The organism is Curtobacterium sp. BRB10, from assembly GCF_031844325.1.
GTDB classification, from domain to species: Bacteria; Actinomycetota; Actinomycetes; order Actinomycetales; family Microbacteriaceae; genus Curtobacterium; species Curtobacterium poinsettiae_A.
In genome coordinates, this window is record NZ_JAUZVA010000007.1 from 60,472 (window position 1) to 86,711 (window position 26,240).

The 26,240-nt window shown below is 70.5% G+C and carries 17 protein-coding genes; 14 read left to right on the forward strand and 3 right to left on the reverse strand.

Translation table 11 applies throughout. From position 1 onward, the window contains the following. The first annotated feature begins 50 nt into the window (after nt 1-50). From Q9R26_RS15640 to Q9R26_RS15675, 8 genes are all read left to right on the forward strand, one after another. Nucleotides 51-1,436 carry an MFS transporter gene (locus Q9R26_RS15640; RefSeq protein WP_311227801.1) on the forward strand — a complete coding sequence of 462 codons (1,386 nt, stop codon included), beginning with the start codon at nt 51-53 and terminating at the stop codon, nt 1,434-1,436. Nucleotides 1,437-1,507: 71 nt separating this feature from the next. Further along, nucleotides 1,508-4,030, forward strand: coding sequence for a glycoside hydrolase family 2 TIM barrel-domain containing protein (locus Q9R26_RS15645; protein ID WP_311227802.1), 2,523 nt, complete (start codon nt 1,508-1,510; stop codon nt 4,028-4,030). Nucleotides 4,031-4,108: 78 nt separating this feature from the next. Next, nucleotides 4,109-6,385, forward strand: a complete 2,277-nt coding sequence (locus Q9R26_RS15650; RefSeq protein WP_311227803.1) for a glycoside hydrolase family 3 N-terminal domain-containing protein — start codon at nt 4,109-4,111, stop codon at nt 6,383-6,385. Then, nucleotides 6,382-8,682: a family 78 glycoside hydrolase catalytic domain gene (locus Q9R26_RS15655; protein ID WP_311227804.1), complete on the forward strand. Its 2,301-nt coding sequence runs from the start codon at nt 6,382-6,384 to the stop codon at nt 8,680-8,682. Before Q9R26_RS15650 ends, Q9R26_RS15655 begins: the two co-directional genes overlap by 4 nt. 28 nt (nt 8,683-8,710) lie before the next feature. Further along, nucleotides 8,711-9,274, forward strand: a complete 564-nt coding sequence (locus tag Q9R26_RS15660) for an RpiB/LacA/LacB family sugar-phosphate isomerase (protein WP_311227805.1) — start codon at nt 8,711-8,713, stop codon at nt 9,272-9,274. Between the two features lie 31 nt (nt 9,275-9,305). Continuing rightward, entirely contained in the window at nt 9,306-10,085 is a 780-nt protein-coding gene (locus Q9R26_RS15665) for a class II aldolase/adducin family protein (protein ID WP_311227806.1), read from the forward strand. 23 nt (nt 10,086-10,108) lie between these two features. Further along, complete coding sequence (locus Q9R26_RS15670; RefSeq protein WP_311227807.1) at nt 10,109-11,593, forward strand: rhamnulokinase family protein; 1,485 nt, start codon at nt 10,109-10,111, stop codon at nt 11,591-11,593. After that, the gene (locus Q9R26_RS15675; protein ID WP_311227808.1) at nt 11,590-12,345 is read left to right on the forward strand and encodes an SDR family NAD(P)-dependent oxidoreductase; all 756 of its coding nucleotides are present in this window, start codon (nt 11,590-11,592) and stop codon (nt 12,343-12,345) included. The genes Q9R26_RS15670 and Q9R26_RS15675 overlap by 4 nt, the downstream gene beginning before the upstream one ends. 81 nt (nt 12,346-12,426) lie before the next feature. Here Q9R26_RS15675 and Q9R26_RS15680 read toward each other — a convergent pair whose 3' ends face one another. Next, nucleotides 12,427-13,029, reverse strand: coding sequence for a helix-turn-helix domain-containing protein (locus tag Q9R26_RS15680; protein WP_311227809.1), 603 nt, complete (start codon nt 13,027-13,029; stop codon nt 12,427-12,429). A gap of 34 nt (nt 13,030-13,063) precedes the next feature. Then, entirely contained in the window at nt 13,064-14,932 is a 1,869-nt protein-coding gene (locus Q9R26_RS15685; protein ID WP_396136836.1) for a glycoside hydrolase family 3 protein, read from the reverse strand. Between the two features lie 117 nt (nt 14,933-15,049). Between Q9R26_RS15685 and Q9R26_RS15690 the strand changes: the two genes are divergently transcribed. After that, on the forward strand, nt 15,050-16,321 hold the full coding sequence (locus tag Q9R26_RS15690; RefSeq protein WP_311227810.1) for an MFS transporter: 1,272 nt from the start codon (nt 15,050-15,052) through the stop codon (nt 16,319-16,321). Nucleotides 16,322-16,337: 16 nt separating this feature from the next. Next, on the forward strand, nt 16,338-18,185 hold the full coding sequence (locus Q9R26_RS15695; RefSeq protein WP_311227811.1) for a glycoside hydrolase family 3 N-terminal domain-containing protein: 1,848 nt from the start codon (nt 16,338-16,340) through the stop codon (nt 18,183-18,185). A gap of 8 nt (nt 18,186-18,193) precedes the next feature. Here Q9R26_RS15695 and Q9R26_RS15700 read toward each other — a convergent pair whose 3' ends face one another. After that, the gene (locus Q9R26_RS15700; protein WP_311227812.1) at nt 18,194-19,060 is read right to left on the reverse strand and encodes an AraC family transcriptional regulator; all 867 of its coding nucleotides are present in this window, start codon (nt 19,058-19,060) and stop codon (nt 18,194-18,196) included. 92 nt (nt 19,061-19,152) lie between these two features. Between Q9R26_RS15700 and Q9R26_RS15705 the strand changes: the two genes are divergently transcribed. From Q9R26_RS15705 to Q9R26_RS15720, 4 genes are all read left to right on the forward strand, one after another. After that, nucleotides 19,153-22,461 (forward strand): DUF5107 domain-containing protein, encoded by a 3,309-nt coding sequence (locus Q9R26_RS15705; RefSeq protein ID WP_311227813.1) that lies wholly within the window; start codon nt 19,153-19,155, stop codon nt 22,459-22,461. 60 nt (nt 22,462-22,521) lie between these two features. Then, nucleotides 22,522-23,532, forward strand: a complete 1,011-nt coding sequence (locus Q9R26_RS15710) for a substrate-binding domain-containing protein (protein ID WP_311227814.1) — start codon at nt 22,522-22,524, stop codon at nt 23,530-23,532. A 75-nt stretch (nt 23,533-23,607) separates the two neighbouring features. After that, nucleotides 23,608-25,194, forward strand: a complete 1,587-nt coding sequence (locus tag Q9R26_RS15715; RefSeq protein ID WP_311227815.1) for a sugar ABC transporter ATP-binding protein — start codon at nt 23,608-23,610, stop codon at nt 25,192-25,194. Continuing rightward, entirely contained in the window at nt 25,191-26,240 is a 1,050-nt protein-coding gene (locus tag Q9R26_RS15720; protein ID WP_311227816.1) for an ABC transporter permease, read from the forward strand. Before Q9R26_RS15715 ends, Q9R26_RS15720 begins: the two co-directional genes overlap by 4 nt.

Below are 26,240 nucleotides of genomic sequence, written 5' to 3' on the forward strand. Positions count from 1 at the left end.
CAATCGCTACCCGACACCCGTCACCACCGCTGAACAATGGAGTTTTTGGCATGGCAACAGAACACGCACGCGGCGACGCGGTGGACCCGTCGGCCGCAGCCGTCGACGCACCGCTCGGTCCGTCCGCGACACTCGAGATCGGTTCCGCGCAGATCCACGGCGCGACCCAGGTCTCCGCTCCCGTCACGAAGATGAAGAAGCGCCAGCTGATCCCGATGTTCGTGGCGTACTTCACGCTCTACCTCGCCTGGATCGCGCCGGTGGGCTTCTCGCTCGCGGTCCGGATGGGCCAGCTCGACGAGGCGAGCAAGAACACCACCCTCGCCCTGGCGCTGAGTGTGCCCGGCATCATCGTCCTGTTCATCGCACCCCTCATCGGCGTGCTGAGCGACCGGACGCGATCGCGGTTCGGCCGGCGCCGGCCCTGGATGGTCGCCGGGACCCTGATCGGTGCCGTGGGCGCGCTCATCATCGGTCTGACCGCCACCATCCCGCTGGTCATCCTCGGGTGGACGATCTCCTTCATCGGGTACACGATCGTCGGCTCGATGATCGTCACCTACCTCGGCGACAAGCTGCCCGAGGAACAGCGCGGCAAGGTGATGGGCATCAACGGCTCGCTGTCGCAGGTGGCTCCCGTCGTCGGCACCGCGGTCGCGGGCGCGGCCTCCGCCTCGGCGGCCGCCATGTTCCTGATCCCGGGCGCGTTGGCGCTGGTCGGTGGCCTCGTGTTCATCGCCGTGATGAAGGACGAGCAGCTCACGACGAAGCCCCCGGCGCTGAACGTGGGCGGACTCCTGCGCGGCTACTGGTTCAACCCGCGTCGCCACCCGAACCTCGGCTGGGTCGTCCTGAGCCGCGCCATGGTGTTCCTGGCGCTGTCGTTCTTGAGCCTCTACACGGTCTACCTGCTCATCGAGCGACTCGGGTACACGGCCGCGCAGGTCGCCGGGCTGACGGCGTCCCTGGGCCTCGGCGGTGTGGTGATGGCGATCATCGGCGCGATCGGTTCGGGCTGGCTGTCCGACAAGCTCGGTTCCCGCAAGCCGTTCCTGTTCGTCAGCGCGCTGCTCCTCGCCGTGTCGCTCGTCCTCATCGCGACCATGAACAGCGTCCCGCAGTACGCGATCGCCACCCTGCTCAGCAGCTTCGCGATCGGCGTCTACGGCGCCGTCGACCAGGCGACCGGTCTCGACGTCATGCCCCAGGAGGGTGAGAACGGTCGCTACCTCGCGATCTTCAGTCTCGGCAACCAGGTCCCGCAGTCGTTCGGACCCCTGCTGGCCGCGCTCATCCTCAGCGTCGTGGGCGGGAACTACGCCTGGGTGTACGTCGCTGCCGGTGTGTTCGCCGTGCTCGGTGCCCTGGCGATCCTGCCGCTCCGGATCCCGCGTCGGAGCCGCGCCGCGGCCCCGGCTCCGGCCACCGCCGTCTGACCCGTGGCGGGGCCGGTCGACGACCGGCCCCGCCCACCGAGCCCCGCTCCCAGAACCGCACGAGGAACACCATGACCAGCAGTTCGTTCAACCACGGTTGGACCGTCGGCCCCAAGACCAGCATCTACGCAGCACTGCAGGGCGCGTCGTCGGACGCAACCGAGGTCACGCTCCCGCACGACGCCCAGTTCGCGCTCGAGCGGTCGCCGAGCGCGGGGGAGGGACCGCACAACGGGTACTTCCCGAGCGGTGCGTTCACGTACGCAAAGCGGTTCGACGTCCCGGAGTCGTACCGCACCAAGCGCGTGTCGATCGAGTTCCAGGGCGCGTACCGTGACGCGGTCGTCTTCGTCAACGACGTGTTCGCAGCACAGCGCCCGAACGGCTACTCGACCTTCACGGTCGACCTGGACCCCTTCCTGCGGTACGGCGAGACCAACACGGTCACGGTGGACGTGCGCGCCCACGAGGACTCGCGCTGGTACACGGGCTCCGGCCTCCACCGGGACGTGGTCCTGCACGTGCGCGAGCTCGTGCACCTCGTGCCGAACGGCGTCCGTGTCACGACTCCGGACGTGGACGAGGAACGGGCCGTCGTCGAGGTCGCGACCGACGTCCGCAACGCCTCGCTGTCGACGTCGACGCTCGCGCTCCGCACCGGTCTGCGTGCGCCCGGCGGTGCGGACGTCGCCGTGGACGTCGCCCCGGTCACCCTCCGGGCCGGCGAGGTCGTGACCGTCCGTCAGCGGCTGTACGTCGACTCCCCGGTGCGGTGGGACGTCGAGGACCCCGCGCTCTACACGGTGACGAGCGCGCTCGAGGACGTGCTCGACGTCGTCGACACGGCCGAGACCCGGTTCGGCATCCGGACGCTCCAGCTCGACCCGCGACGGGGCCTTCGCCTCAACGGGCGGACCGTCAAGCTCCGCGGGGCGTGCATCCACCACGACAACGGCCTGCTCGGAGCAGCGGCGGTCGGTGCAGCCGAGGAGCGCCGGGTCCGCATCCTGAAGGAAGCGGGCTTCAACGCCGTGCGCAGCTCGCACAACCCGATCAGCCAGGCGATGCTCGACGCGTGCGACCGACTCGGGATGCTCGTGGTCGACGAGCTCACCGACGTCTGGACGGTGTCGAAGTCGTCCCACGACTACTCGCTGGCGTTCCCAGAATGGTGGGAGCGCGACGTCGAGGCGATGGTCGCCAAGGACTACAACCACCCGTCGGTGATCATGTACTCGATCGGGAACGAGAACCCCGAGAACGGCGACGGACTCGCGGGACAGTGGGGTCGAGCGCTGGCCGAGAAGGTGCGCGCGCTCGACGAGACCCGGTACGTCACCAACGGCGTGAACGGCTTCGTCGCTGCGCTGGCCGAGGTCGCCGAGATGATGCAGGCGCACGCTGCCGCCGCCGCTGCCGCCGAGGACCAGGGCGTCAACGGCGCGATGAACGCCGGCGACTTCATGAACCAGGTGTCGGCGTCGCCCCAGGTCACCGCGAAGACCGCCGAGGCCTTCTCGGTCCTCGACGTGGCCGGCATGAACTACGGGGACGCGCGCTACGCGATGGACCGCGACCTGTACCCGAACCGCATCATCCTCGGCACCGAGACGTTCCCGTCCCACATCGCCGTCAACTGGGGCCTGGTGGAGGAGTTCGACCACGTGCTCGGCGACTTCACCTGGACCGGCTGGGACTACCTCGGCGAGGCGGGCGCCGGTCGCATCACCTACCTGGAGGACGGCGAGCAGCCGACCTTCGAAGCCGGTTTCCCGTGGCTCACGGCCTGGACCGGCGACGTGGACGTCACGGGCCACCGGCGGCCGGTGTCGTACTACCGTGAGACCGTGTTCGGGCTCCGGGACGAACCGTACATCGCCGTGCAGCGGCCCGAGAACCACGGCCGTCCGTCCTTCGCGGGTCAGTGGGCGTGGTCCGACACGGTCGGCGGGTGGAGCTGGCCGGACGCCGTCGGGAAGGAGACCACGGTGGAGGTGTACAGCACCGCCGAGGAGGTCGAGCTCGAGCTCAACGGCCGGTCGCTGGGCCGTCGCCCCGCCGGGCGGGCGCACGCGTTCCTCGCCACGTTCGAGGTCGTCGTCGAGCCCGGCACGCTCGTGGCGATCGCCCGCGACGCCGGCAGCGAGCGCGGACGGACCGTCCTCCGCTCCGCCACCGGGGACACCGTCCTGACCGCGTGGGCGGAGGACACCAGGATCGGCACCGACAGCGCCGCGCTCGCGTTCGTCCCGATCGAACTCCGGGACGCGGCGGGGAGCCTCGTGCACGCCGCGGACCGGCGGGTGCACGTCCTCGTCGAGGGACCCGCCAACCTGGTGGCCGTGGGGAGCGGACGCCCGGACCAGCGCGAGCGGTTCGACAGCGGCACCTCCGAGACGTACGACGGTCGCGCGCTCGCGATCGTGCGACCCACGGGCCCCGGGACCATCACCGTCACCGTCGCGGCCGAGGGACTCGCGCCCGTCACCGTCACCGTCCGCGTCGAAGCGGAGGAGCGGTCGACCGACGCACCGGGGGCGACGGCCGGGTCGTCGCGTCCCGCCCCGATGCCGACCGCGACGACGCCGGCCTGAGTGTCGACGCGGGAGACCGCGACGAACCGGGTCAGCACTGCACACGAACCACCAGAACCAGATGGAGAAGCACCACCGATGAGTACAGCGCCGTACCGGGACCCCGACCTCACGGTCGAAGCACGGGTCGCCGACCTGCTCACCAGGATGACCGTGGAGGAGAAGGCCGGGCAGCTGTCCCAGTACTTCTACATGGGGACGGGTGAGCGGGTACCGGACGACTTCGACCTCGACTCGCTGCCGCCGGAGCACCGCGCCTTCGTGGAGCAGCCGCGGATGGTCGAACGCGCGGTCGCCTCGGGCGGCGCCGGCTCGGTGCTCTTCGTCCGCGAACCGAACCTCGCGAACCGGCTGCAGCGCTCGGCCGTCGAGGACACACGCCTCGGGATCCCGCTGCTGTTCGGCTTCGACGTCGTCCACGGTCTCCGCACGATCTTCCCGGTCCCGATCGCGCTCGCGGCGAGCTGGGACCCGGAGCTCATCGAGGCCGTGCAGGGCGTCGCCGCCCGGGAATCGCGTGCCGTCGGCATCCACTGGACGTTCGCCCCGATGGTGGACGTCACCCGGGACGCGCGGTGGGGTCGCATCATCGAGGGCGCCGGTGAGGACCCCGTCCTCGGCGCGGCCGTCGCCGCTGCGCAGGTCCGCGGCTTCCAGGGCGACCTGGACGACGAGCACGTGCTCGCCGGTCCGAAGCACCTCGTCGGGTACGGCGCGGCGCGGGGCGGTCGGGACTACGACGATGCGGACGTGTCCGACGCCGACCTGTGGAACGTGTACCTCCCACCGTTCCGGGCCGCCGTCGAGGCGGGCGCAGCGAACGTGATGAGCGCCTACATGGACCTCAACGGGGTCCCCGCCTCCGCCAACCGATGGCTGCTCACGGACGTGCTCCGCGGCGAGCTGGGCTTCGACGGCTGGGTGGTGTCCGACGCGAACGCGGTGCGCTCGCTCGAGGTGCAGCACTTCGCGAAGGACCAGACCGACGCCGCGGCGCGCGCCCTGGACGCCGGGCTCGACATGGAGATGACGACGTTCGAGCCGGCGTTCGCGAACCTGCCGGCAGCGGTCCGCGACGGACTCGTCGACGAGGCCGTCCTCGACCGGGCCGTCGCCCGCGTCCTGACCGCGAAGTTCCGGCTGGGGCTGTTCGAGCGTCCGTTCGTCGACGCGGCCGCCGCCGCCGAGGTGCTCGACGCTCCGGAGCACCGCGAACTCGCCCGTACCGCCGCCGAGCGGTCCGTCGTCCTGCTGAAGAACGAGGGGGCGCTCCTGCCCCTGTCGGACACGTCCGCGCAGCGTGTGGCCGTCATCGGTCAGCTCGCGGACAGCAAGCGGGACACCATCGGCCCGTGGGTGTTCGAGCACGACACGGCCGAGGCCGTCAGCATCGTCGACGGGCTGCGCCACCGACTCGGTGACGACGCCCGGATCGAGCACGCCCCCGGCGTCGGGATCCCCGGGCGCGTCCACCCGTCGCCCTTCGACGCGATGGACCCCAGCGTCCAGCCGACCCCGGCCGACCACGACGACGACCGGGAACTCGACCGCGCGGTGGCCGCCGCTGCCGGAGCCGACCTGGCCGTGGTGGTCGTGGGGCAGCCCCAGAACCAGATCGGCGAGAAGGCCTCGGTGTCCACCCTCGACCTGCCGGGCCGGCAGCAGGAGCAGCTCGAACGCATCGTCGCGACCGGCACGCCGGTCGTGCTCGTGGTGCTCTCCGGGCGACCGCTCGACCTGCGGTGGGCGGACGAGCACGTCCCCACGATCCTCCAGGCCTGGTACCCGGGCACCCGCGGTGGCGACGCGGTCGCCGCCGTCCTCTTCGGTGACGCCGAACCCGCCGGTCGTCTGCCCTTCACATGGCCGCGCCACGTCGGTCAGGTCCCCGCGACCTACGCGCACCTGCGGACCTTCGCTCCGGAGGACCAGGACGCACGGTACTTCGACGGCGACGGCGCACCGCTGTACCGTTTCGGCCACGGCCTGACCTACGCCACGTTCGCGTACGCGGGACTGACGGTCGGTACCGACCGGTTGCCGGTCGGCGAGACCACCACGGTCTCGGTGGACGTGACGAACACGTCCGCACGCGACGGCGAGGACGTCGTGCAGCTCTACGTGCACCAGCGGCACGGGACGTCGAGCCGACCGGTCCGCGAGCTCAAGGGGTTCCAGCGCGTCGCCGTGCCCGCCGGCGCCACCCGGACGGTCACCTTCGAGCTCGGCCCGGACCAGCTCAGCTACTGGAGCGCCGCGACGCGCGGTGTCGTCCAGGACACCACGACCATCGACATCTGGGCCGGCGGCGACTCCGCCGCGACCCTGCACACCGAACTGGAGGTCTCGGCATGACCGGCGACACCGTGTGGACCGCACCCATGATCACCGCCGACACCGCGGGCGCCCCCGTCCTGGTGCGGACCGTCGCGGCCGAGACCGGACACGGCGCCGTCGTCTCGGCGCGGCTCCGCGCGACGGCGCTCGGCATCGTCGACGCGTGGGTGAACGGCGTCCGTGCCTCGGCCGACCTGCTCACCCCGGGGTGGACGACCTACGAACGCCGGCTCCGTGCCGTCGAGTGGGACGTGACCGACGCCGTCGGGGACACGACCACCGTGGCCCTGCACGTCGGCAACGGCTGGTACCGCGGGCGCCTCGGGTGGAACGGCCTGCGCGCCGCCTACGGCGACGAGCGCGCCGCCTCCGCCGAGCTCGTGCTCGAGTACGCCGACGGACACACGCAGCGGGTCGCCACGGACGAAACCTGGTCGGCTGCGGACAGCGGCACCACGGCCGACGACCTCTACGACGGCCAGACCATCGACGCGACCGGAGCGCACCCGCGCGACGCGCACCACCCGGGTTTCCCCTCGACCCTGCCCGTGCGGACCGTCGAGTTCGACGCCGGGACGATCGTCGCCTCGTCCGCGCCGCCCATCCGCGCGCAGGAGGAGCTCGTCCCGACACTGGTCGAGGTGCTGGACGACGGCGACCTGCTGCTCGACTTCGGGCAAAACATCGCCGGGTGGCTGCGGGTGACGGTCCGGGGGCCGCGCGGACACGAGGTCGTGGTGCGGCACGCCGAGGTCCTCGAGGACGGCGACCTCGCCGTCCGGCCCCTCCGCTCGGCCGAGGCGACCGACCGGTACACGCTCTCCGGCGACGAGGACACGTTCGAGCCGACCTTCACGTTCCACGGTTTCCGCTACGCCCGGGTCTCCGGGTGGCCGGAGGCCGCCGAGACCGTCACGGACCGGGTCCGCGCCGTCGTCATCGGCTCCGCGCTGCGGCGCACCGGGACGTTCGCGTGTTCCGACGAGCGGGTCAACCAGCTCCACCGCAACGTCGTGTGGGGGATGCGGGGCAACTTCGTCGGTCTGCCCACCGACTGCCCGCAGCGGGACGAGCGCATGGCGTACGTCGGAGACCTGGCTGCGTTCGCGCCGACCGCGGCCTACCTGTTCGACGTCCGCGAGTTCCTGACCGACTGGCTGGTCGACCTCTCGCTCGAGCAGGAGATGGCCGACGGGCAGGTCCCACTCATCGCCCCGAACTCCCAGAAGTTCGAGGAGTCCGTGGTCGAGGCGCCGGAGGGCGGGTGGGGCGACTTCCGTCCGGGCCCCATGGCGCTCTGGCAGGACGGTGCCGTCTGGATCCCCTGGACCGTGTACGAGCAGTACGGCGACGCCGGCGTGCTCGCCCAGCAGCGTGACTCGATCGACCGGTACGTCCGGTACGTCGAGGACTCCCTGGACGAGGCGGGCACGATGACCGCCGGCTTCCAGCTGGGGGACTGGCTCGACCCGGCCGCTCCGCCCGAGGACCCGCGTGCCGCCCGCGCTGACCGCGAGGTCGTCGCGACGGCGTGCATGTACCGCACGATGTCGACCGCGGCGCGCATCGCCGCGGTGCTCGGCGACGACGACCTCGCAGCGCACCGGACGGCGGTGGCCGCGCGCATCCGCGACGGCTTCCGGGCCGCGTACGTCGAGGCGGACGGCCGGATCCGGTCGGACGCGCCGACGGTGTACGCACTCGCGATCGTGTTCGGTCTCGTGGACGGCGACCAGGCCGCCGCCGCGGGGCAGCGCCTCGCCGAACTCATCGCCGAGGCGGGGTTCGTCATCTCGACCGGCTTCGTGGGCACCCCGTTCGTCCTGCACGCGCTGAGCGAGACGGGGCACGGGGAGACCGCGTACCGGCTCCTCACGCAGGAGGCCTGCCCGAGCTGGCTCTACCAGGTCGGCATGGGCGCGACGACCATCTGGGAACGGTGGGACGCCCTGCTGCCCGACGGCACGGTGAACCCCGGCGAGATGACCAGCTTCAACCACTACGCGCTCGGTTCGGTCGCCGACTGGCTGCACCGGGTCGTCGCCGGCATCCGACCGGCCGCGCCGGGTTCCGAGCGGATCCTGTTCGCCCCGCTTCCCGGCGGCGGCATCACCTCCGCGTCGGCGCACCTCGACACCCCGCACGGCACCGCCGGCATCGACTGGCGTGTCGACGACGGGACGCTGCGCGTGGAACTGCTCGTGCCCGTCGGCACGGAGGCGGTGCTGCGGCTCCCGGACGGGACGGAACAGACGCTGCGGGACGGCCGCCACGAGGTCGTCGCCGAGACTGCAGGAACGGTCGTCGGTGCCTGACGGCGCGGCGGGACAGGACACGAGGACGATGAGCAACACCACCGAACGACGAGTCGTCGTCGGCGCCGACTTCGCGGGCTTCGCGTTGAAGGAAGCCGTCAAGGCGCACCTCGAGGGCCGCGGATGGGCGGTGACCGACCTGACCCCCGACCTGGACGACGTCCCGATGTACCACCGGGTCGGCTTCCTGATCGGCGCACAGATCGCCGAGGCCCGGTTCCCGAAGGCGCTCGCCTTCTGCGGGTCGGGCATGGGCATCCACATCGCGGCGAGCAAGTGCCCGCACGTGCACGCCGCGGTGTGCGAGAGCGTCGAGACCGCCAGGCGAGCAGTGACGGCGAACAACGCCAACGTGCTCGCGATGGGGGCCTTCCACACCGCGCCACGGCTCGGGATGGCCATGGCCGACGCCTTCCTCGAGAGCGATCTCGGTGACGGGTACGAGGACTGGGACGGGTTCACCGAGTACCACCGGATCGGGTACGACGAGTGCGAACGATTCGACTACGAGGCGTACCGGGCGAACGGGTTCGCCGTTCCCGAACCGCAGAGCGCCGACCTCGGCCCCGAGCCGCAGCGTCTTGCGTTCTGAACGACCGGCCGAGGAAGCGACGGAGCGGAGCATGCACGACGACCAGACCATCACCACCCTCAGCGAGCTCGCGCGGGAGCTCGGCCGTCCGGAACGCGATTGGGCCACCCTCGCCGAGGGCAACGTCTCTGGCCGCGGAACGGGTGGGCTCGTCCACGTGAAGGCCAGCGGCGCCTTCATGGCGAACGCGACCGACGACGACATCGTCACCGTCGCGCTGGCGGATCTGCTCCGTCTGATCGACGACCCGGACGCCGGCGACGCCGAGGTGGCAGCCCTGTTCGACGCCGCCGCGGCGTCGAACGGCGGACGGCGTCCGTCCGTGGAGGCACTCCTGCACGCCGTCTGCCTGGAGGTACCCGGCGTCGAGGTGGTCGGCCACACGCACCCGGTCGCGGTCAACTCCCTGCTCTGCTCGGTCCAGGCAGACCTGCTGGTCCGGGGCGCGCTCTTCCCCGACCAGATCGTCGTCCTCGGCGCCGACCCGATGCTCGTCCCCTACGTCGATCCGGGCCTGGCCCTGGCTCGGACGGTCCGGTCCCTGCTCCGGGAGCGGACGCGGCCGCCGCGCGTCATCTACCTGCGGAACCACGGGATGTTCGCGCTGGGGGCCACCGCAGCTGATGTCGTGCACATCACCGAGATGGCCGTGAAGGTCGCGAGGGTGCTCGTGGGCGCGAGGTCGACCGGCACGGTCGAGTTCATGGACCCTGCTGAGGTGGCACGCATCGACACCCGTCCGGACGAGCTCCTCCGACGTGCATCGTTGGCCGCGACAGCAGTGCTCACCGACGCCTCGACCGGACCATGACGGCGTCGCGGACACTCGCGGCCGTGGACCTCGGTGCGTCCAGCGGTCGTGTCGTCCTCGGCCACGTCGAGAGCGGCAAGCTGGTCACGCGGACCGTGACGCGCTTCGCGAATGATCCGGTCGCCCTGCCCGACGGACTGCACTGGGACGTCACGTCGCTCTACCGGAACGTCGTCGCAGCGCTGGCAGCGGCGGAGCGCGCTGCGCCCGGCGACCTGATCAGCGCTGGGATCGACACCTGGGGGGTCGACTACGGGATCGTCCGCGACGCGCGCCTGCGCGGCATCCCGCACCACTACCGCGATGACCGGACAGCCCGGGTGATCGCCCCTGTCCACGCCGCGGTGTCGGCCGAGGACCTGTACCGGCGGAACGGCCTCCAACACCTTCCCTTCACGACCCTGTACCAACTCGCCGCCGAGGCGGAGGACCTCGGTGGGGCGGACCGGATGCTGTTCGTCCCCGACCTGCTGTGCTTCTGGCTGACCGGACGTCAGGCGACCGAGGAGACCATCGCGTCGACGAGCGGGCTGCTCGACGTGACGACGCGCACGTGGGACGAGGACCTGCTCCGTCGACTCCAGCTCCCCGTCTCACTGGTGTCGGACCTGGTCCAGGCGGGCACCACGATCGGAAGTGTTGCAGGAGCGCCGTCGTCTGTGATCGGACGGCCACTCGACATCGTCGCCGTCGGAGCCCACGACACCGCGTCCGCGATCGTCGCCGTGCCGAACGTGGGCCGTGACTTCGCGTACGTGTCGTGCGGCACCTGGGGGCTCGTCGGTCTCGAGCTCGATGCACCCGTGATCTCTGCCGATGCACGCGAGGTCGGGTTCTCGAACGAGGCCGGCGTCGACGGACGCACGACGTTCCACCGGAACGTCATGGGACTGTGGTTGCTCTCGGAGAGCCTGCGGTACTGGGAACCCGACGCCGGCGATGCGGAACGATCGAGCCTGTTGCACCAATTGCTGCAGCGAGCAGCGGAGGTGCCCTCCGGTCAGCCGGTCTTCGACGTCGACGACACGGTGTTCCTCCGCCCCGGCGACGTCCCCGGGCGCATCGTCGCGTGGTTGGAGGACCGCGGACTCCGTCCACCGTCCGGCCGGGTCGAGACAGTCCGGTGCATCGTCGAGAGCATCGCGGCGGGCTTCGCTGAGGCGCTCGGAGCCGCACTGGACCTCGTACCGACGCACCGGGTCGACGTCGTGCACGTCATCGGCGGGGGCGCCCTCAACGAACTGCTGTGTCAGTCGCTCGCCGACCGGACCGGGCTCGTGGTGATCGCCGGCCCCGTCGAGGCGACGGCCATCGGCAACATCGCTGTGCAGGCCCGCGCTGCCGGCCTGCTCGAGGGCGGCCTCACCGCCCTGCGTTCGGTCGTCGCCCGGTCCTGCAGCACCCGCCTCCACCGGCCGCGCGGCGCGAGCGCCGGCGCGGTAGGGAGGGGGCGCGCATCCGCTCCCGGTGGTTCCTCCACCGGGTACCCCCAGGAAGGAAGATCATGACCACCTCCACCTCCCGGTTCTCCGGCAAGGTCGTCATCGTGACGGGAGCAGGCTCCGGCATCGGCAGGGCGACTGCCGAACGCATCGTCAGTGAGGACGGCGCGGTCGTCGCCACGGACGTCGTGCAGGCGGGGCTGGACAGCCTCGCCGCCGAGCACCCCGGATCGGACATCCGCACCGTCGTCGGTGACGTGACGAGCGACGAGACGATCCGGGCGGTCCTCGCCGCAGCCGGCGGCCGCGTCGACGGTCTCGCGAACGTGGCCGGCATCATGGACGGGTTCCTGCCGCCGTCGGAGGTCGACGACCGGACATGGGACCGGGTGTTCCTGGTCAACGTCACCGGTCCGATGCGACTCATCCGCGCCGTCCTGCCGCTGATGGTCGATGCCGGCGCAGGTGCCATCGTCAACGTCGCGTCGGAGGCGGCGATCCGCGCGTCGGCGTCAGGAACCGCGTACTCGGCGTCCAAGCACGCGGTGCTCGGGCTGACCAAGAGCGTGGCGTTCTTCCACGGCCCGCAGGGAGTCCGAGCGAACGCGGTGCTGCCCGGGGCCGTGGCGACGGGCATCGACGGCGCGTTGAAGAGCGAGTACGCGGCGTCGCGGGTCGGCCCGATCATGCAGGCGGTGCTCCCCGCACCGGCGACCGCCGCCGAACTCGCGTCGTCGATCACGTGGCTGCTCAGCGACGACGCCGCGAACGTCAACGGTGCACTGCTCGCGTCCGACGGCGGTTGGTCGACGGTCTGACGCACGCTCCGCAGGACGGGAGGTCCGGTGCCAGCTGGCACCGGGCTCCCGTCCTGCCATCGCCCGTTCCTCGCGGACCGGTCAGGACCCGGTCGGCAGGACGGACAACGAGCTGACGAACGCACGGACGGCGCGCTCCGGGTCGAAACCGGGACGGAGTTCCTGCTGCAGCTCGAACCCGTCGAGGAGCGCCACCAGACCCGCGGCGACGGCGCCGGCGTCGAGGTCCGGGCGGATGCGTCCCGAGCGCTGCTCCTCCCTGACAGCACGTTCCGTCTCCACGTGTTGCCGTTCGTAGCGACGTCGGAAGTACTCGTGTGCCGGGTGCTCCTCGGCGACGGCCTCGGCGGAGAGGATGACGAAGACGCTGCTGAGCTTCCTGTTCTCGCGGTTGTGCGCAGCGATTACCGCCATGCGTTCGAGCAGGGGCGGCGCTCCGTGCCGTGCAAGCGCTTCGTCGACCTGTCGGTCACGGAGCTCCACCACCTCGGTCAGCAGGTCCTCCTTGCTGGCGAAGTGGTGGAGCAGTCCCGACTGCGTCAGGCCCGCACGGGCAGCGATCTCCCGCATCGAACCGCTGGAGTAACCCCGCTCCGCGAACACGTCGAGCGCGGTCTGGACGATCTCGCGCCGCCGCTCGACGCTCTTCCGGTAGGGGCCACGGGTGCCGGTCGACGTGCTCACGGGGAAACCGTAGCGGCGGGGGCGGTGCGCGACGCTACCGCCGCTCCGGGATCGGCACCCGCAGACGCAGACCGGAACCGACCCGGAAGAGCGGGTCGACGGTGTCGTTCGGCACGTCCGCCTTCGACCGGCGGACCGCGTCCATGGTCCGGGGGACTTCGACCGGCAGCCGACCTTCGGGAGGCGTGACACCGGTGAGTGCCCGCAGCAGTGCGTCGTCGGACACGCCGAAGGTGACGCTGAGCGCGGTGCTCGCCTCGGCGATCGGTGTCAGCACGGCCGGTCGGTCGAGCGCCACGTCGACGACCAGCGGGACGCGGGCGGCCAGTGCCCGCAGCCGTGCGACGAGTCCGGGGCGGAACTCGAGTGAGCCCTGGTGGAAGTAGGCCTCGAGGAACAGGTCGTCCCGTGGGTCGAAGGGCGCCGCCAGCCGGACGATGGCGAGGTCGGCCCGGTCGGGGTCGTCGACGACGGTGTATCCGTCCGGCACGGCCTCGGGGGCGACGCCCTCGAGCCAGAGCGCCGATCCCGCGCGGAGGGGCAGCACCGGAGTGCCACCGAGGTCACGGTTCTCGAGGACGGTGACGGACCGGGCCTGCGCGGACGCACCCGCCGCTCGCGAGACGGTGCTGCCGACGATCGCTTCGGCGGCGTCCTCGTCGACGTACGGGTCGTCGAACAGGCCGAGCTGGAACTTCACCAGGAGCAGGCGTGCGGCGGACTCGTCGATCCTCTGCTCGCTGACCTGGCCGCTCCGGACGAGGTCGAGCAGCAGGTCGGTGCACTCCTCGCCCCCGAACTGGTCGGCGCCGGCATCGAGGATCTTCCGCATCCGGCCGGCGGCGTCGAGATGCTCGACCCCCCAGGCCCGCGCGGGGAGCACCTGGGAGCCGACGACGTTGTCGTTGACGAGTTCCCAGTCGGTGACGATCACACCGTCGTAGCCGAGTTCATCGCGAAGCAGTCCCTGCAGGATGCGACGGTTGTACCCGAAGCCGACCTCCTCGACCGGTTCGCCGTCGAGGACGAGCCCGTGGGGCATGCCGTAGTAGGGCATGATCGCCGCGGTCTGCTGCTCGATCGCCGCCCGGAACGGCCGGAGGTGCTCCGCGAACATCCCGCCCGGGTAGACCTGCTCGCGCCCGTACGGGAAGTGCGCGTCCTCGCCGTCGAGCTGGGGGCCGCCGCCGGGGAAGTGCTTGGTGGTGCACGCGACGCTGTCCGGTCCGAGGGTCTCGCCCTGGAATCCGCGGAGGTACGCGCGCGTGTAGGCGACGACCCGGTCGGTGTCGGACCCGAAGGTCTGGAGCTGCCGTCCCCAGCGCGGTTCGGTCGCGAGGTCGATCTGCGGGTGGAGGGCCGCTCGGATGCCGACCGCTCGGTACTCGTCCCGCGCGATGCGTGCGAACCGCTCGATCGTCTCGACGTCGTCCAGCGCGGCGAGGCCCATCGACTCGGGCCACTGCGAGAACGGCCCCGCCGAGAACGAGAGACCGCTGTTCTCCGTGAACGCGTGGCGCGGGTCCGTGGACACCGTGACCGGGATGCCGTGCGGCGTGTCCGCGGCGAGGAGCTGGAGGGCGTTCGACCACCGGGCGGCGTTGCGTGCGGACGCGAGCGCGTGCACGTTGAAGTGGTTCATGTGCTTGCCGAGGACGACGGTGCTCGTCGGTGACTTGCTGATCGCTCCCGGTGTCTCGAGCAGGGTCCCGTCGGGGCCGCTCTCGATGACGGTCTGGAACATCAGCCCGACCTTCTCTTCGAGCGACAACCGCGGGACGAGGTCAGCGACCCGCTCCGCCGGGGAACGACGGGGGTCTTCGTACGGCGCCATCACCCCGTCCCCGTCGAGATCGCGGAAGGGGATCCCCTCCGCCGTGGTCCTGCGTGCGTCGTCCTCCACGTGCCCGTCCTCCTCGCGTCGTCGCCTCGGGAACAAAAACCATTCAGGCGAACGGTTTTGGTGTTACTGTAACCGAGTTCCCGGCCCCAGCCACCAGCAACGTCGCGAGGAGATGCAATGTCGCAGGCCGTCCCCACATCCACCACCCCGGCCGATCCCGACGGCCCCGACGCTGGTCCCCGTCAGCGGGAGAAGCTCGGTGCCCTCGGCGTCCTCCTCTTCCAGGCCAACTTCGGCTGGATGCTCGCAACGGGCGTGTCCGGCACGCTCCTGCCCGCGCTCATGGAGCAGGTCGACGCCGACGCGAAGGTCGCGCTATACGGCACCCTGACGTCGATCGGCGCCGTCGCGGGTCTCGTCGCGAACATCGTGTTCGGCTCGCTCTCCGACCGCACGCGCTCGCGATTCGGCCGCCGCAACCCATGGATCCTCGGCGGCGGACTCGTCGCGACGCTCGCGCTCAGCGCGATGTCCCTGGTGTCCGCGTTCCCGCTGCTCGTCCTGCTGTACGTCGTCTTCCAGGTCGGCCTCAACGCACTGCTCGCGCCGTTGGCCGCCGTGCTCCCGGACCGGGTCGCGCCGGCACGACGCGGCGTCGCCTCGGCGTTCATCGGGTTCGGCACACTGCTCGCGCAGAGCCTCGGCTCCGTCGTCGGGGCGGCGTTCCTGTCGAACATCCGCGTCGGCCTCGGGCTCGTCCCGTTCGTGCTCGCGCTCACCACGATCCTCTTCGTGGTCTTCGCCCGGGACTCGTCCACGCGTCACGAGCCGAAGCGGACCCTGACGTTCCGCGAGATCCTCGTCACGTTCCGTGTCCCGATGGACCGCGACTACCTCCTCGCGCTCTTCGGACGCCTGGTGCTGCTGCTCGCCTTCTACTGCGTCGTGCTCTACCAGTACTTCGTGCTGCAGGACTACGTCGGACTCGACGCAGCGGGCGTCGCCGGTACGGTCGCCCTCTCCGGCATCGTGCTCGCGGTCGCGTCCGGCATCGGCACCCTCGTCTCCGGACCGCTCTCCGACTGGATCAAGCGTCGCAAGCTTCTCGTCGTCATCGCGTCGCTCATCATCGCGGCGGCCTTCGTCCCGCTCATCCTCTGGCCCTCCACGGGCACCTTCCTCGGCTTCATCGGGGCTGCGGGTCTCGCCTACGGCGTGTACATCGCCGTCGACCAAGCCCTCATGAGCGACGTCCTGCCGAGCGACGCCGAGCACGGCAAGGACATGGGCATCCTCAACATCGCGAACACCGCGCCGCAGTTCATCGCGCCGGGTCTCGCGGGCATCGCGCTCGGAACCGGCATCGGGTACGGCGGGCTCTTCACGGTGGGAGCTGTGCTGGCCGTCCTGTCGGCGGTCCTCATCGGCTCGATCCGACGCGTCCACTGAACGGAGGGGAACCATCGTGAGCACGACGCGGTTGCAGACCCGGACGGCGCCCGACGGCACGGAGTTCCGTGACCTCAACGGGAACGGCGTCATGGACCCGTACGAGGATCCGCGCCTCCCGGTAGCCGACCGTGTGGCGGACCTCCTCGGTCGGATGACCATCGAGGAGAAGGTCGGCCAGTTCTTCCAGCCGAGCATCGAGGCCGGTGCGGACGGCTCGCTGGTCGAAGAGGGTGCCCTCGTCATGCCCGAGAGCACCACGCACACCGTCACCCGGCAGCACATCAGCCACTTCAACGTGCTGCAGCTCCCGACGGCGACGGCGGCCGCGCGGTGGCACAACCGCCTGCAGCAGCTGGCTGAGGGGACCCGACTCGGCGTCCCGGTCACCATCTCGACCGACCCCCGGCACTCCGAGCTCCGGAACGAGAACATCGCCACGGCGCTCACGGCAGGGGCCTTCTCGGCCTGGCCCGAGGCGATCGGACTCGCGGCACTCCGCGACGTCGACGCGGTCCGCGAGTTCGCACGGATCGCTCGCCGGGAGTACACCGCGGTCGGCATCCGTGCTGCTCTCCATCCCCAGGTCGACCTCGCCACCGAACCCCGCTGGGCTCGCCAGTCGACGACGTTCGGCCCCGACGCGGCACTGTCGAGCGCCTACGTCCGCGCCTACCTCGAGGGGTTCGAGGACCGGTCGGCCGACGGCGCCCTGCAGGGCACGAGCGTGGCCTGCATGACGAAGCACTTCCCCGGAGGCGGTCCCCAGCGGGACGGCGAGGACCCGCACTTCCCCTACGGGAAGGAGCAGGTCTACCCCGGCGGGATGTTCGACCACCACCTCGAGCCGTTCCGGGCGGCGATCGACGCCGGGACGTCGGCGATCATGCCCTACTACGGGGTGCCCGTCGGCGTCGTGCGGCACGGTCGCGCGATCGAGGAGGTCGCGTTCGGGTTCAACAAGCAGGTCATCACGGGTATCCTGCGCGAGGAGCTCGGGTACGACGGCGTCGTGTGCACCGACTGGCAGCTCGTCAGCGACGTCACCATCGGTGGCGCGTGGCTCCCTGCCCGGGCGTGGGGCGTGGAGCACCTCGACCGGGCCGCGCGCGTGGCGAAGATCCTCGACGCGGGGTGTGACCAGCTCGGTGGCGAGACCTGTACCGACGTCCTGCTCGGACTCGTCGAGTCCGGCCAGGTCGCCGAGTCCCGCCTCGACGAATCGCTCCGCCGGACACTCGCGGTGAAGTTCGAACTCGGACTCTTCGACGACCCCTACGTGGACGAATCGGCGGTCCTCGACCTGGTCGGGTCGCCGGACGCGGTCGAGGCCGGTTTCGCCGCGCAGCAGCGCTCGATGGTGGTGCTGTCGGACGACGACAGCGTCACGGTCGACGCTTCCACCGCGGTCTGGGTGGAGGGACTCGACGCCGAGGTGGCCGGCACCGTCGCCCGTGTGGTCGACCGGCCCGAGGACGCCGACGTGCGGGTCGTGCGGATTGATCCTCCGTTCGACCATCGGGACGAGTTCGTGCTCGAGCCCTTCTTCCACGCGGGCACCCTCGAGTTCCCCACGGAGACCATCGCCCGGCTGCGTGCGCTCCGGTCGAGCGGTCCGCTCGTCGTGGTCGTCCAGTTGGAGCGCCCTGCGGTGCTCACGCCGGTGCTCGAGGTCGCGGACGTCCTCATCGGGGACTTCGGTGCGACCGACGCGGCGATCCTCGCGGTGGTGGCGGACCGCGCACGTGCCCAGGGTGTGCTGCCGTTCGACCTGCCGCGCTCGATGGCGGACGTGGTGGCGGGCGCGCCCGACGTCCCGCACGACCTCGCGGACCCGCTGTTCCGGGCGAAGCTGTACGGCTGAATCGACTGTCAGTCGCGGGCACGCTCCCGGTACACGGTCGGCGCGACGTCGTGCACCGAGCGGAACACGCGGCTGAAGTAGAAGGGGTCGTCGTAGCCGACTGCCCGGGCGATCGCCTCGACGCTGTTCGCGGTCGTCAGCAGGAGTTCGCTGGCGCGCCCCATGCGCACCTGGGTCTGGAACCGGAGCGGACTCACACCGACCCGCTTCCGGAACTGCGCAGCGAAGTGGGACGGGCTCATCCGTGCCATCGCTGCGAGCTGCGCCACCGTCATCGGCTCGGCGGGGTGCGCGACGATGTAATCTCGTGCGGCATCCACCACGGGGAGCGCTGTGGCGCCGGCGACCTGCTCGGCACACAGCTGCGCCATGAGGTGCCATGCTGCGCCGGACGCAGCGAGGAGGCTGGCGTCGGTGTCGCCGTGTTCCATCGCGCCGACGATCTCCTCGATGAGGGACACCGGCCGGTAGACGTCCCTGAGGTGACGAACGGGTTGGGCCGCGGTCATGCCGCTCTGCCGCAGGAACTCCTCGAGGTCGCGCCCGAGCACGTGCACCCACCAGAGCGTCCACGGGTCGGCCTGGTCCGCCTCGTAAGCGTGTGGGACGTTCGGCGGCAGGACGACGACCTGGCCGCGCTTGACCTCGTGGACTGCACCGTCGACCCGGACACGACCCGCCCCGAGGACGCACACCAGCACGACGCACTGCGGAGTTCCGGCTGGCCGCTCCTTGCCGTGCGCCTGCGCGGTGGGGAAGTAGCCGGCGTCCGTGACGACGAGGTGTGCGATGCCCGGCTGGGTGAGGGCCTGACGGACCCGACGAGCGGGGAGGACACGGAGCCGCTGGCCAGGGAAGCCGTCTTCGATGAGCACGCCCCATCATTGCGCCGAGAAAGTCGTTTCGTCCAGGTTTTCCATCGGATCACCCGTTCCGGGCGCATCTGTGTCGTCCGTACGATCGGTGCATGCTCAACGAAGAGTCGAGGCTCGACCTCCCTCCGATCCCAGCGGACCAGCAGAACCTGGCCGTCGCCGCCTGGTCCGAACCGCTCGTCATTGACACGTACGAGCCACAGGAGCCGGACCGGTTCCCGCAGTTCCTGGACCGCCGCGTCTACCAAGGATCGTCCGGGCGTGTGTTCCCGTTGCCGTTCCACGAGCGGATCGCGTCCGAGAAGCGCCCGCACCGTTGGGAAGCCGTGCACCTGGAGAACCGGTGGGTCCGCGTCGTGGTGCTGCCGGAGCTCGGCGGTCGCATCCACATCGGGTACGACAAGACCGCCGACCACGACTTCTTCTACCGGAACAACGTCATCAAGCCGGCCCTGGTCGGGTTGACGGGGCCGTGGATCTCGGGAGGGGTCGAGTTCAACTGGCCGCAGCACCACCGTCCCGCGACCTTCCTGCCGACGGACGTCTCCATCGAGCGCGAGGCCGACGGATCGGTCACGGTCTGGTGCTCGGACCACGACCCGTTCGCCCGGATGAAGGGCATGCACGGGATCCGGCTCCGACCGGACTCCTCCGCAATCGAGGCGCGGGTCCGCCTCTACAACCGGAGCGAGCGCACCGAGACGTTCCTCTGGTGGGCGAACGTCGCAGCCGCGGTGAACGACGACTACCAGAGCTTCTTCCCGACGGACGTGCACCACGTGGCCGACCACGCCAAGCGGGCGGTCGCGACGTTCCCGGCGGTGGACGGCACGTACTACGGCGTCGACTACCCGGCGCGGGTCGACGAGGAGCACCCCGACGCGGACCGCCTCGACTGGTACCGCAACATCCCGGTGCCGACGTCGTACATGGTGACCGACACCGACGACGCGTTCTTCGGGGGGTACAACCACGGCCGCGAGGCGGGCTTCGTGCACTGGGCCGACCGCACGATCTCGCCGGGCAAGAAACAGTGGACGTGGGGCGACGCGCCCTTCGGCCACGCCTGGGACGCCAACCTCACGGACGCCGACGGCCCGTACGTCGAACTGATGGCCGGCGTCTACACCGACAACCAGCCGGACTTCTCCTTCCTCGAACCCGGCGAGACGAGGACCTTCTCGCAGTTCTGGTACCCGATCAGCGCCATCGGCCCGGCCATGCAGGCGACCCGTGAGGCGGCGATCCGCGTCGACCTGCCGGAGCCCGGCACGCTGCGGATCGGCGTCGCGGTGAGCGTCATCGCAGAGGACGCCGTCATCCGTGTCGAGGCCCCGGACGGCGCGCCGTTGGCCGTTCTGGAGGCGCGACTCACCCCCGACATGCCGGTGGTCGTTGACTGGGTGGCCCCGTCCGGCACGGACGCGGCGACCCTGCGGGTCGCCGTTGTGAGCGGGGACCACGAGCTCGTCCGGTTCGCCAGGCGACCCGCCGACGGCGCGGTCGAGGCTCCCACGCCCGCCGTCGCGCCACCCGCGCCCGAGGACGTCGGGACGATCGAGGAACTCGACCTCATCGGCGACTACCTCGAGCAGTACCGGCACGCGACCAGATCACCCGAGCCGTACTGGCAGGAAGCGCTGCGCCGGGATCCGAACGACGTTCGCGCTCACGTCGCGCTCGGGACCCGTCGGTACGCGTCCGGCGAGTACGACCAGGCGGTCGAACACCTCCAGTATGCCGTCGACCGGCTCGTGTCGTGGGCGCCGAACCCCTCCGACGGGCGAGCGCACTACCGTCTCGGCATCGCGCTGCTCCGCGCAGGTCGCATCGACGAGGGACGCCGCGCGCTCGGGAAGGCCACGTGGAACGCCGCCGATGCCGCCCCGGCCCACCTGGCGCTGGCCCGCAGCACCGCTGTCGAGGACCCGGCCGGTGCGTTCGAGCACGTGCGTGCAGTCCTGCGGAAGGACCATGAGCACCTGCAGGCGCGGGACGTCGCCGTCGTGCTGCTCCGTCGACTCGGCCGTGCTGCCGAAGCGGAGGTCCTGCTCGCGGAGACGCTCGCGGTGGACCCGTTGGACCAGTGGGCGCGTCACCTTGCGGGGCGGCCGGTGAGCGACGACGCCACGGTGCTGCTGGACGTCGCCCTCGAGTACGCCTCCCTCGGCGCGACCTCCGAAGCGCAGAGCGTCCTGGCCCTGGCAGAGCAGCGGGCGGACCTGCAGGCGCTCGGCCAGGTGAACGTCCGACCGCTGGTCGCCGTGCACATGGCAGACCTCGCGCTCCGTGCCGGGCGCCGCGAGGACGCCCACCGCGCCGTCGCGTACGCGGCCGCCGTTGATCCGACCAATGCCCTGCCGTCCCGGCTCGACGACGTCGACGCCCTGCGCCGCGTCCTCGCGTTCGACCCGTCGGCGTCGGTCCTCTGGTCGATGCTCGGCTCGTGGCTCTACGACCGTGGGCTCAGTCGGTCCGCCGTGGGGGCTTGGGAACGCGGCGTGACGGCCGGGCCCGACGAGCGGAACGCAGCCGTGCTGCACCGGAACCTCGGGGTCGCCGCGGTCAACGTCGATGGTGACCTCGACCGTGCGGCCGACCACTACGCCGCGGCACGGACTGCGCTGCCCGACGATGCCCGACTCCTCTACGAGACCGACGAGCTCGCCGCTCGTTCCGGTACGCCGGCCGCGGACCGCCTCCGGGCGCTCGACGAGCGACCCGACCTGGTGTCGGAGCGCGACGACCTCACCCTGAACCGCGTCGGCCTGCTCCTCGACCTCGGTCGGATCGATGACGCTCGCGCCGTGATGGCCGGTCGGCGGTTCCAGCCGTGGGAAGGCGGTGAGGGTGTTGCCCTGGCTGCCTGGGACCGCACCTCGTTGGCGATCGCACGCAGGGCACTCGAAGCCGACGACCCCGTAGCTGCGGCTGACGCGATCGAGTCGGCCCTGCACGCACCCGACTCGTTGGGGGAGGCTCGGCACCCGCTCGCCACGACCGCGGACCTGCACCTCGCTCTCGGTGACGCGCGCGCCGCGCTGGGGCGTGCCTCCATTGCGCAGGTCGCGTGGCGGACGGCCGCCGCGGCGACCGGCGACTTCACCGAGATGGCGACCGCTCCGTTCACGGAGCGCAGTGTCTGGTCCATCGCGGCGCTCGACCGTCTCGGACGGAAGGACGAAGCCCGTCTTCGTCTCGATGAACTCGAGCGCTACATCGAGGAGCTCGCCGTCGCACCGACAGATGTCGACTACTTCGCGACGTCCTTACCGACGATGCTCCTGTTCCACGCGGACCAGGCCGCCGAACGGGATGCGACCGTCGCGCGGCTCCGGTCCCTCCATGCGGAACTCTCCGCCACCCTCACCACTGACGTCGCGGACGCCGTCCGCGACTGACGACGCGGGCGATCCGCTCGACCCGGCAACGTCGCCGGCACCCGAAAGGAAAGCATCATCATGACCCGAACCCACCTCCGACGGGGCGCGATCGTGGCTGCCGGCATCGCCGCAGTCGCGTTGGCGCTCAGCGCGTGCTCCGTCCCGACCGCCGGCACCGGCAACGGATCGAGCCTCCGCATCGGCGCCATGTACCTCGACTCCCAGGGCTTCTACGGCGGTGTCAAGAAGGGCGTCGAGGGTGCAGCCGACGCCAGCGGCACCAAGGTCAAGTTCCTCGAGTCCACCTCCGCCGGCGACGTGTCGAAGGAGAGTTCCTTCATGAACACGCTCGTGTCCTCGAACGTCAACGCGATCATCATGTCGGCCGTGTCGACGGACGGCAGCCTCCCCACCGTCAAGCAGGCATCGAAGGCCGGGATCCCCGTCGTCTGCTACAACACCTGCGTCTCCGACAGCGCCGTGAAGCAGTACGTGTCCGCCTACGTCCTTGGCGACCCGGCGAAGTTCGGCTCCATGCTCGGTGACGAGGCCGCCGAGTACTTCAAGAAGGAGGGCATCGATTCGCCCAAGATGGGCGTCATCAACTGCGAGCAGTACGAAGTCTGCAAGGAGCGCTTCGCCGGCTTCAAGGACGCCCTCACGAAGGCGCTACCCAAGGCGCAGTTCGTCGCGAACCAGGAGGGTGCTGAGGTCGACCAGGCGGTCCCGACCGCCGAACAGATGCTCAGCGCCCACCCCGACCTGAACGGCCTCTACGGCGAGGCCGGCGGCGCGACCATCGGCGCGTACAAGGCAGTCGAGAACCGCGGACTCGTCGGCAAGGTCGCCGTGTTCGGTTCCGACATGACGAGCGACATCGCGAACGAGCTGAAGAAGGGCACCACCCTGAAGGCCGTCGTCGACATCTCCGGCATCGAAGCCGGGAAGCTCGCGTACAAGGCGGCTGCGAAGGCGATCGACGACAAGGGCAAGGACGCCAAGGGTGAGGTCATCCCCGCCCCGATCGACCTCTACCAGCCGAACGACGCAGCCAAGTGGCTCGAGACCCACAAGGACGGGCTGCCCTGATCGACGGCGCCCCTTGACGGTGGGGCTGTCGCTGACCGCTCCACCGTCCCCACCTTCCCCACGAGAGGTTCGTCAATGACGACAACACCACCTCCTGCCACTCGCACGGCCATCGCCGAGGTGCGCGGAGCACGCAAGCAGTACCCCGGAGTCCTCGCGCTCGACGACGTCGACTTCACCATCACGCCAGGGGAGGTCCGGGCGCTCCTCGGCCAGAACGGTGCGGGGAAGTCGACCCTCATCCGGCTGCTCTCGGGCGTCGAACGGCCGGACACGGGCAGCATCGTCATCGACGGCTCCCCGCTCACCGGCGGCGTCACCGAAGCCGGTCGACGAGGCGTGGCCACCTGCTACCAGGAGCTCTCCCTGATCCGTGACATCACCGTGGCGGAGAACCTCAGTCTCGGCAAGTGGCCCACCGGGCCGTTCGGAATCGACCGGCGTCGCATGGTCCGCTCCGCCCGCGTAACCCTCGAGCGCCTCGGTGCCGACATCGATCCCGACGCGGTGGTCAGCTCGCTCACCCTCGCACAGCAGCAGATCGTCGAGATCGCCCGCGCCGTGCAGGAAGAGCCGAAGCTGCTCATCCTCGACGAACCGACGTCCGCCCTCGCGACCGCCGAGGTCGACATCGTCCTGGCGACGGTCAAGCGACTCTCGGCCGAAGGCGTCGCGGTCCTCTACGTCAGCCACCGGATGGACGAGATCCGCCAGATCGCCGACACCGCCACGGTCATGCGCAACGGCCGAGTCATCGAGACGGTCGACATCGCCGGTGCAGACACGAACCGGATCATCCACCTCATGCTCGGCGAAGCACTCGAGTCGGCCCCGAGCGTGCGGAAAGCTAGCACGAGCGGCGAGGTGCTGTTGCGCGTGGAGGACCTCGTCCTCGCCCCGAAGCTCGACGGTGTCACCTTCGAAGCCCGAGCCGGCGAGGTCCTCGGGATCGCCGGACTCCTCGGCACCGGCCGCACGGAACTGCTCCGGGCCATCGCCGGGTACGAGCGCAGCCGATCCGGCATGATCAGCATCCGCGGCACCATCGCGACGAGGCCGACGTCACGGCGCATGCGGCAGCTGGGCGTCGGAATGACCCCGGAGGACCGGAAGGCTACCGGCATCATCCCGGGCCTCGGGATCGACGAGAACATCGTGATGTCCGACTGGAAGCGCGTCTCGGCCGGGGGCTTCCTCGCGACCGGACGGATCCGAGCCGCCACGAAGGCGCTCGGCCAACGGCTCGCGATCAAGGCCGACGACCTCTCCCGACCGATCAACACACTCTCCGGCGGCAACCAGCAGAAGGCCGTCATCGCCCGATGGCTGCACGCCGATAGCGACGTGCTGCTGCTCGACGAACCCACCCGCGGTGTCGACGTCCAGGCGAAGGCGCAGATCTACGACATCATGCGCCAGGTCGCGGACAGCGGGAAGGCGGTGGTGTTCGTCTCAAGCGAGGCAGAGGAACTGCCGCTCGCCTGCGATCGGGTACTGGTGCTCCGCGGCGGCCGGATCCGCGAGGAGTTCGTCGCGCCGGACATCACCGTCCCGGACGTCCTCGCTGCCTCCATGGGCGACCACCTCTCCGCGACCAACCCCCACTCCCAACGCACCATCCCGACGGACGTCGACGTCCACCGAGTGAAGGACCCATCATGACCACCACCGTCGAGACCATCCGAAGCACGACGACCGACGGACCGGGAGACGGCCGTCCGAACGCGTTCACTCGAGTCCGCCGATCGATCGGAGGGAACACCACGCTCGTCAACATCGTCGGACTGCTCGTCGCGATCGTCCTGCTCTACGCCTACCTCACGTTCAACGCCGTCGGCTTCTTCACCACGGCAAACCAGAGCGGCCTCCTCCGCGACGCCGCGCTGATCGGCGTCGCCGCGACGGGGATGACCCTCGTCATCATCGCCGGGGAGATCGACGTCTCCACTGGTCCCGCAGTCGCACTTTCGAGCGTAGTAGTGGCGTCGGGCATCTCCCAGTGGGGCCTGCCGACCATCGTCGCGATCATCGTCACCCTCGCCATGGGTACCGCGTGGGGTGCCGTCGCCGGCGTTCTCCGCGCGCGCTTTGCGGTGCCGTCGTTCATCGCCACCCTCGGCCTCTGGAGCGTGCTCCGCGGGCTGGCGCAGTTCGTGACGAACGCCCTGCCCGTGCAGATCCCGGACTCCGACCCGATCATGGACTTCCTGAACGGTGACGTCCTCGGGCTTCCGACCCCCGCCATCGTGATGATCCTCGCGTTCCTGGTGTTCGGCTTCATCGCGCGGAAGACGTCATTCGGTCGCTCAGTCTTCGCCGTCGGTGGCAACGCGCCCGCAGCACGGCTGGCCGGTATCGGTGTGCGCCGGGTCCGTGTGACGCTCTTCGCGATCATGGGCTTCCTCGGCGCACTGTCCGGCGTGCTCCTGACCGCACGACTCGGTTCCGGGAACTCGACCGCCGCGAACGGCCTGGAGTTCGACGTCATCGCCGCGGTCGTCGTCGGCGGCACCGCGATGACCGGCGGCCGAGGCAGCCTGATCGGCACTTTCCTCGGTGTCATCTTCATCACGCTCATCGGCAACGGTCTCGTGCTGCTCGGCGTGAACTCCTTCCTGCAGAACGTGGTCCGCGGCGTCATCATCGTGCTCGCGGTCCTGCTCAACGTGACCCTGTCCCGCCGTCGCGGGGCGCGAGAGGACGACTGA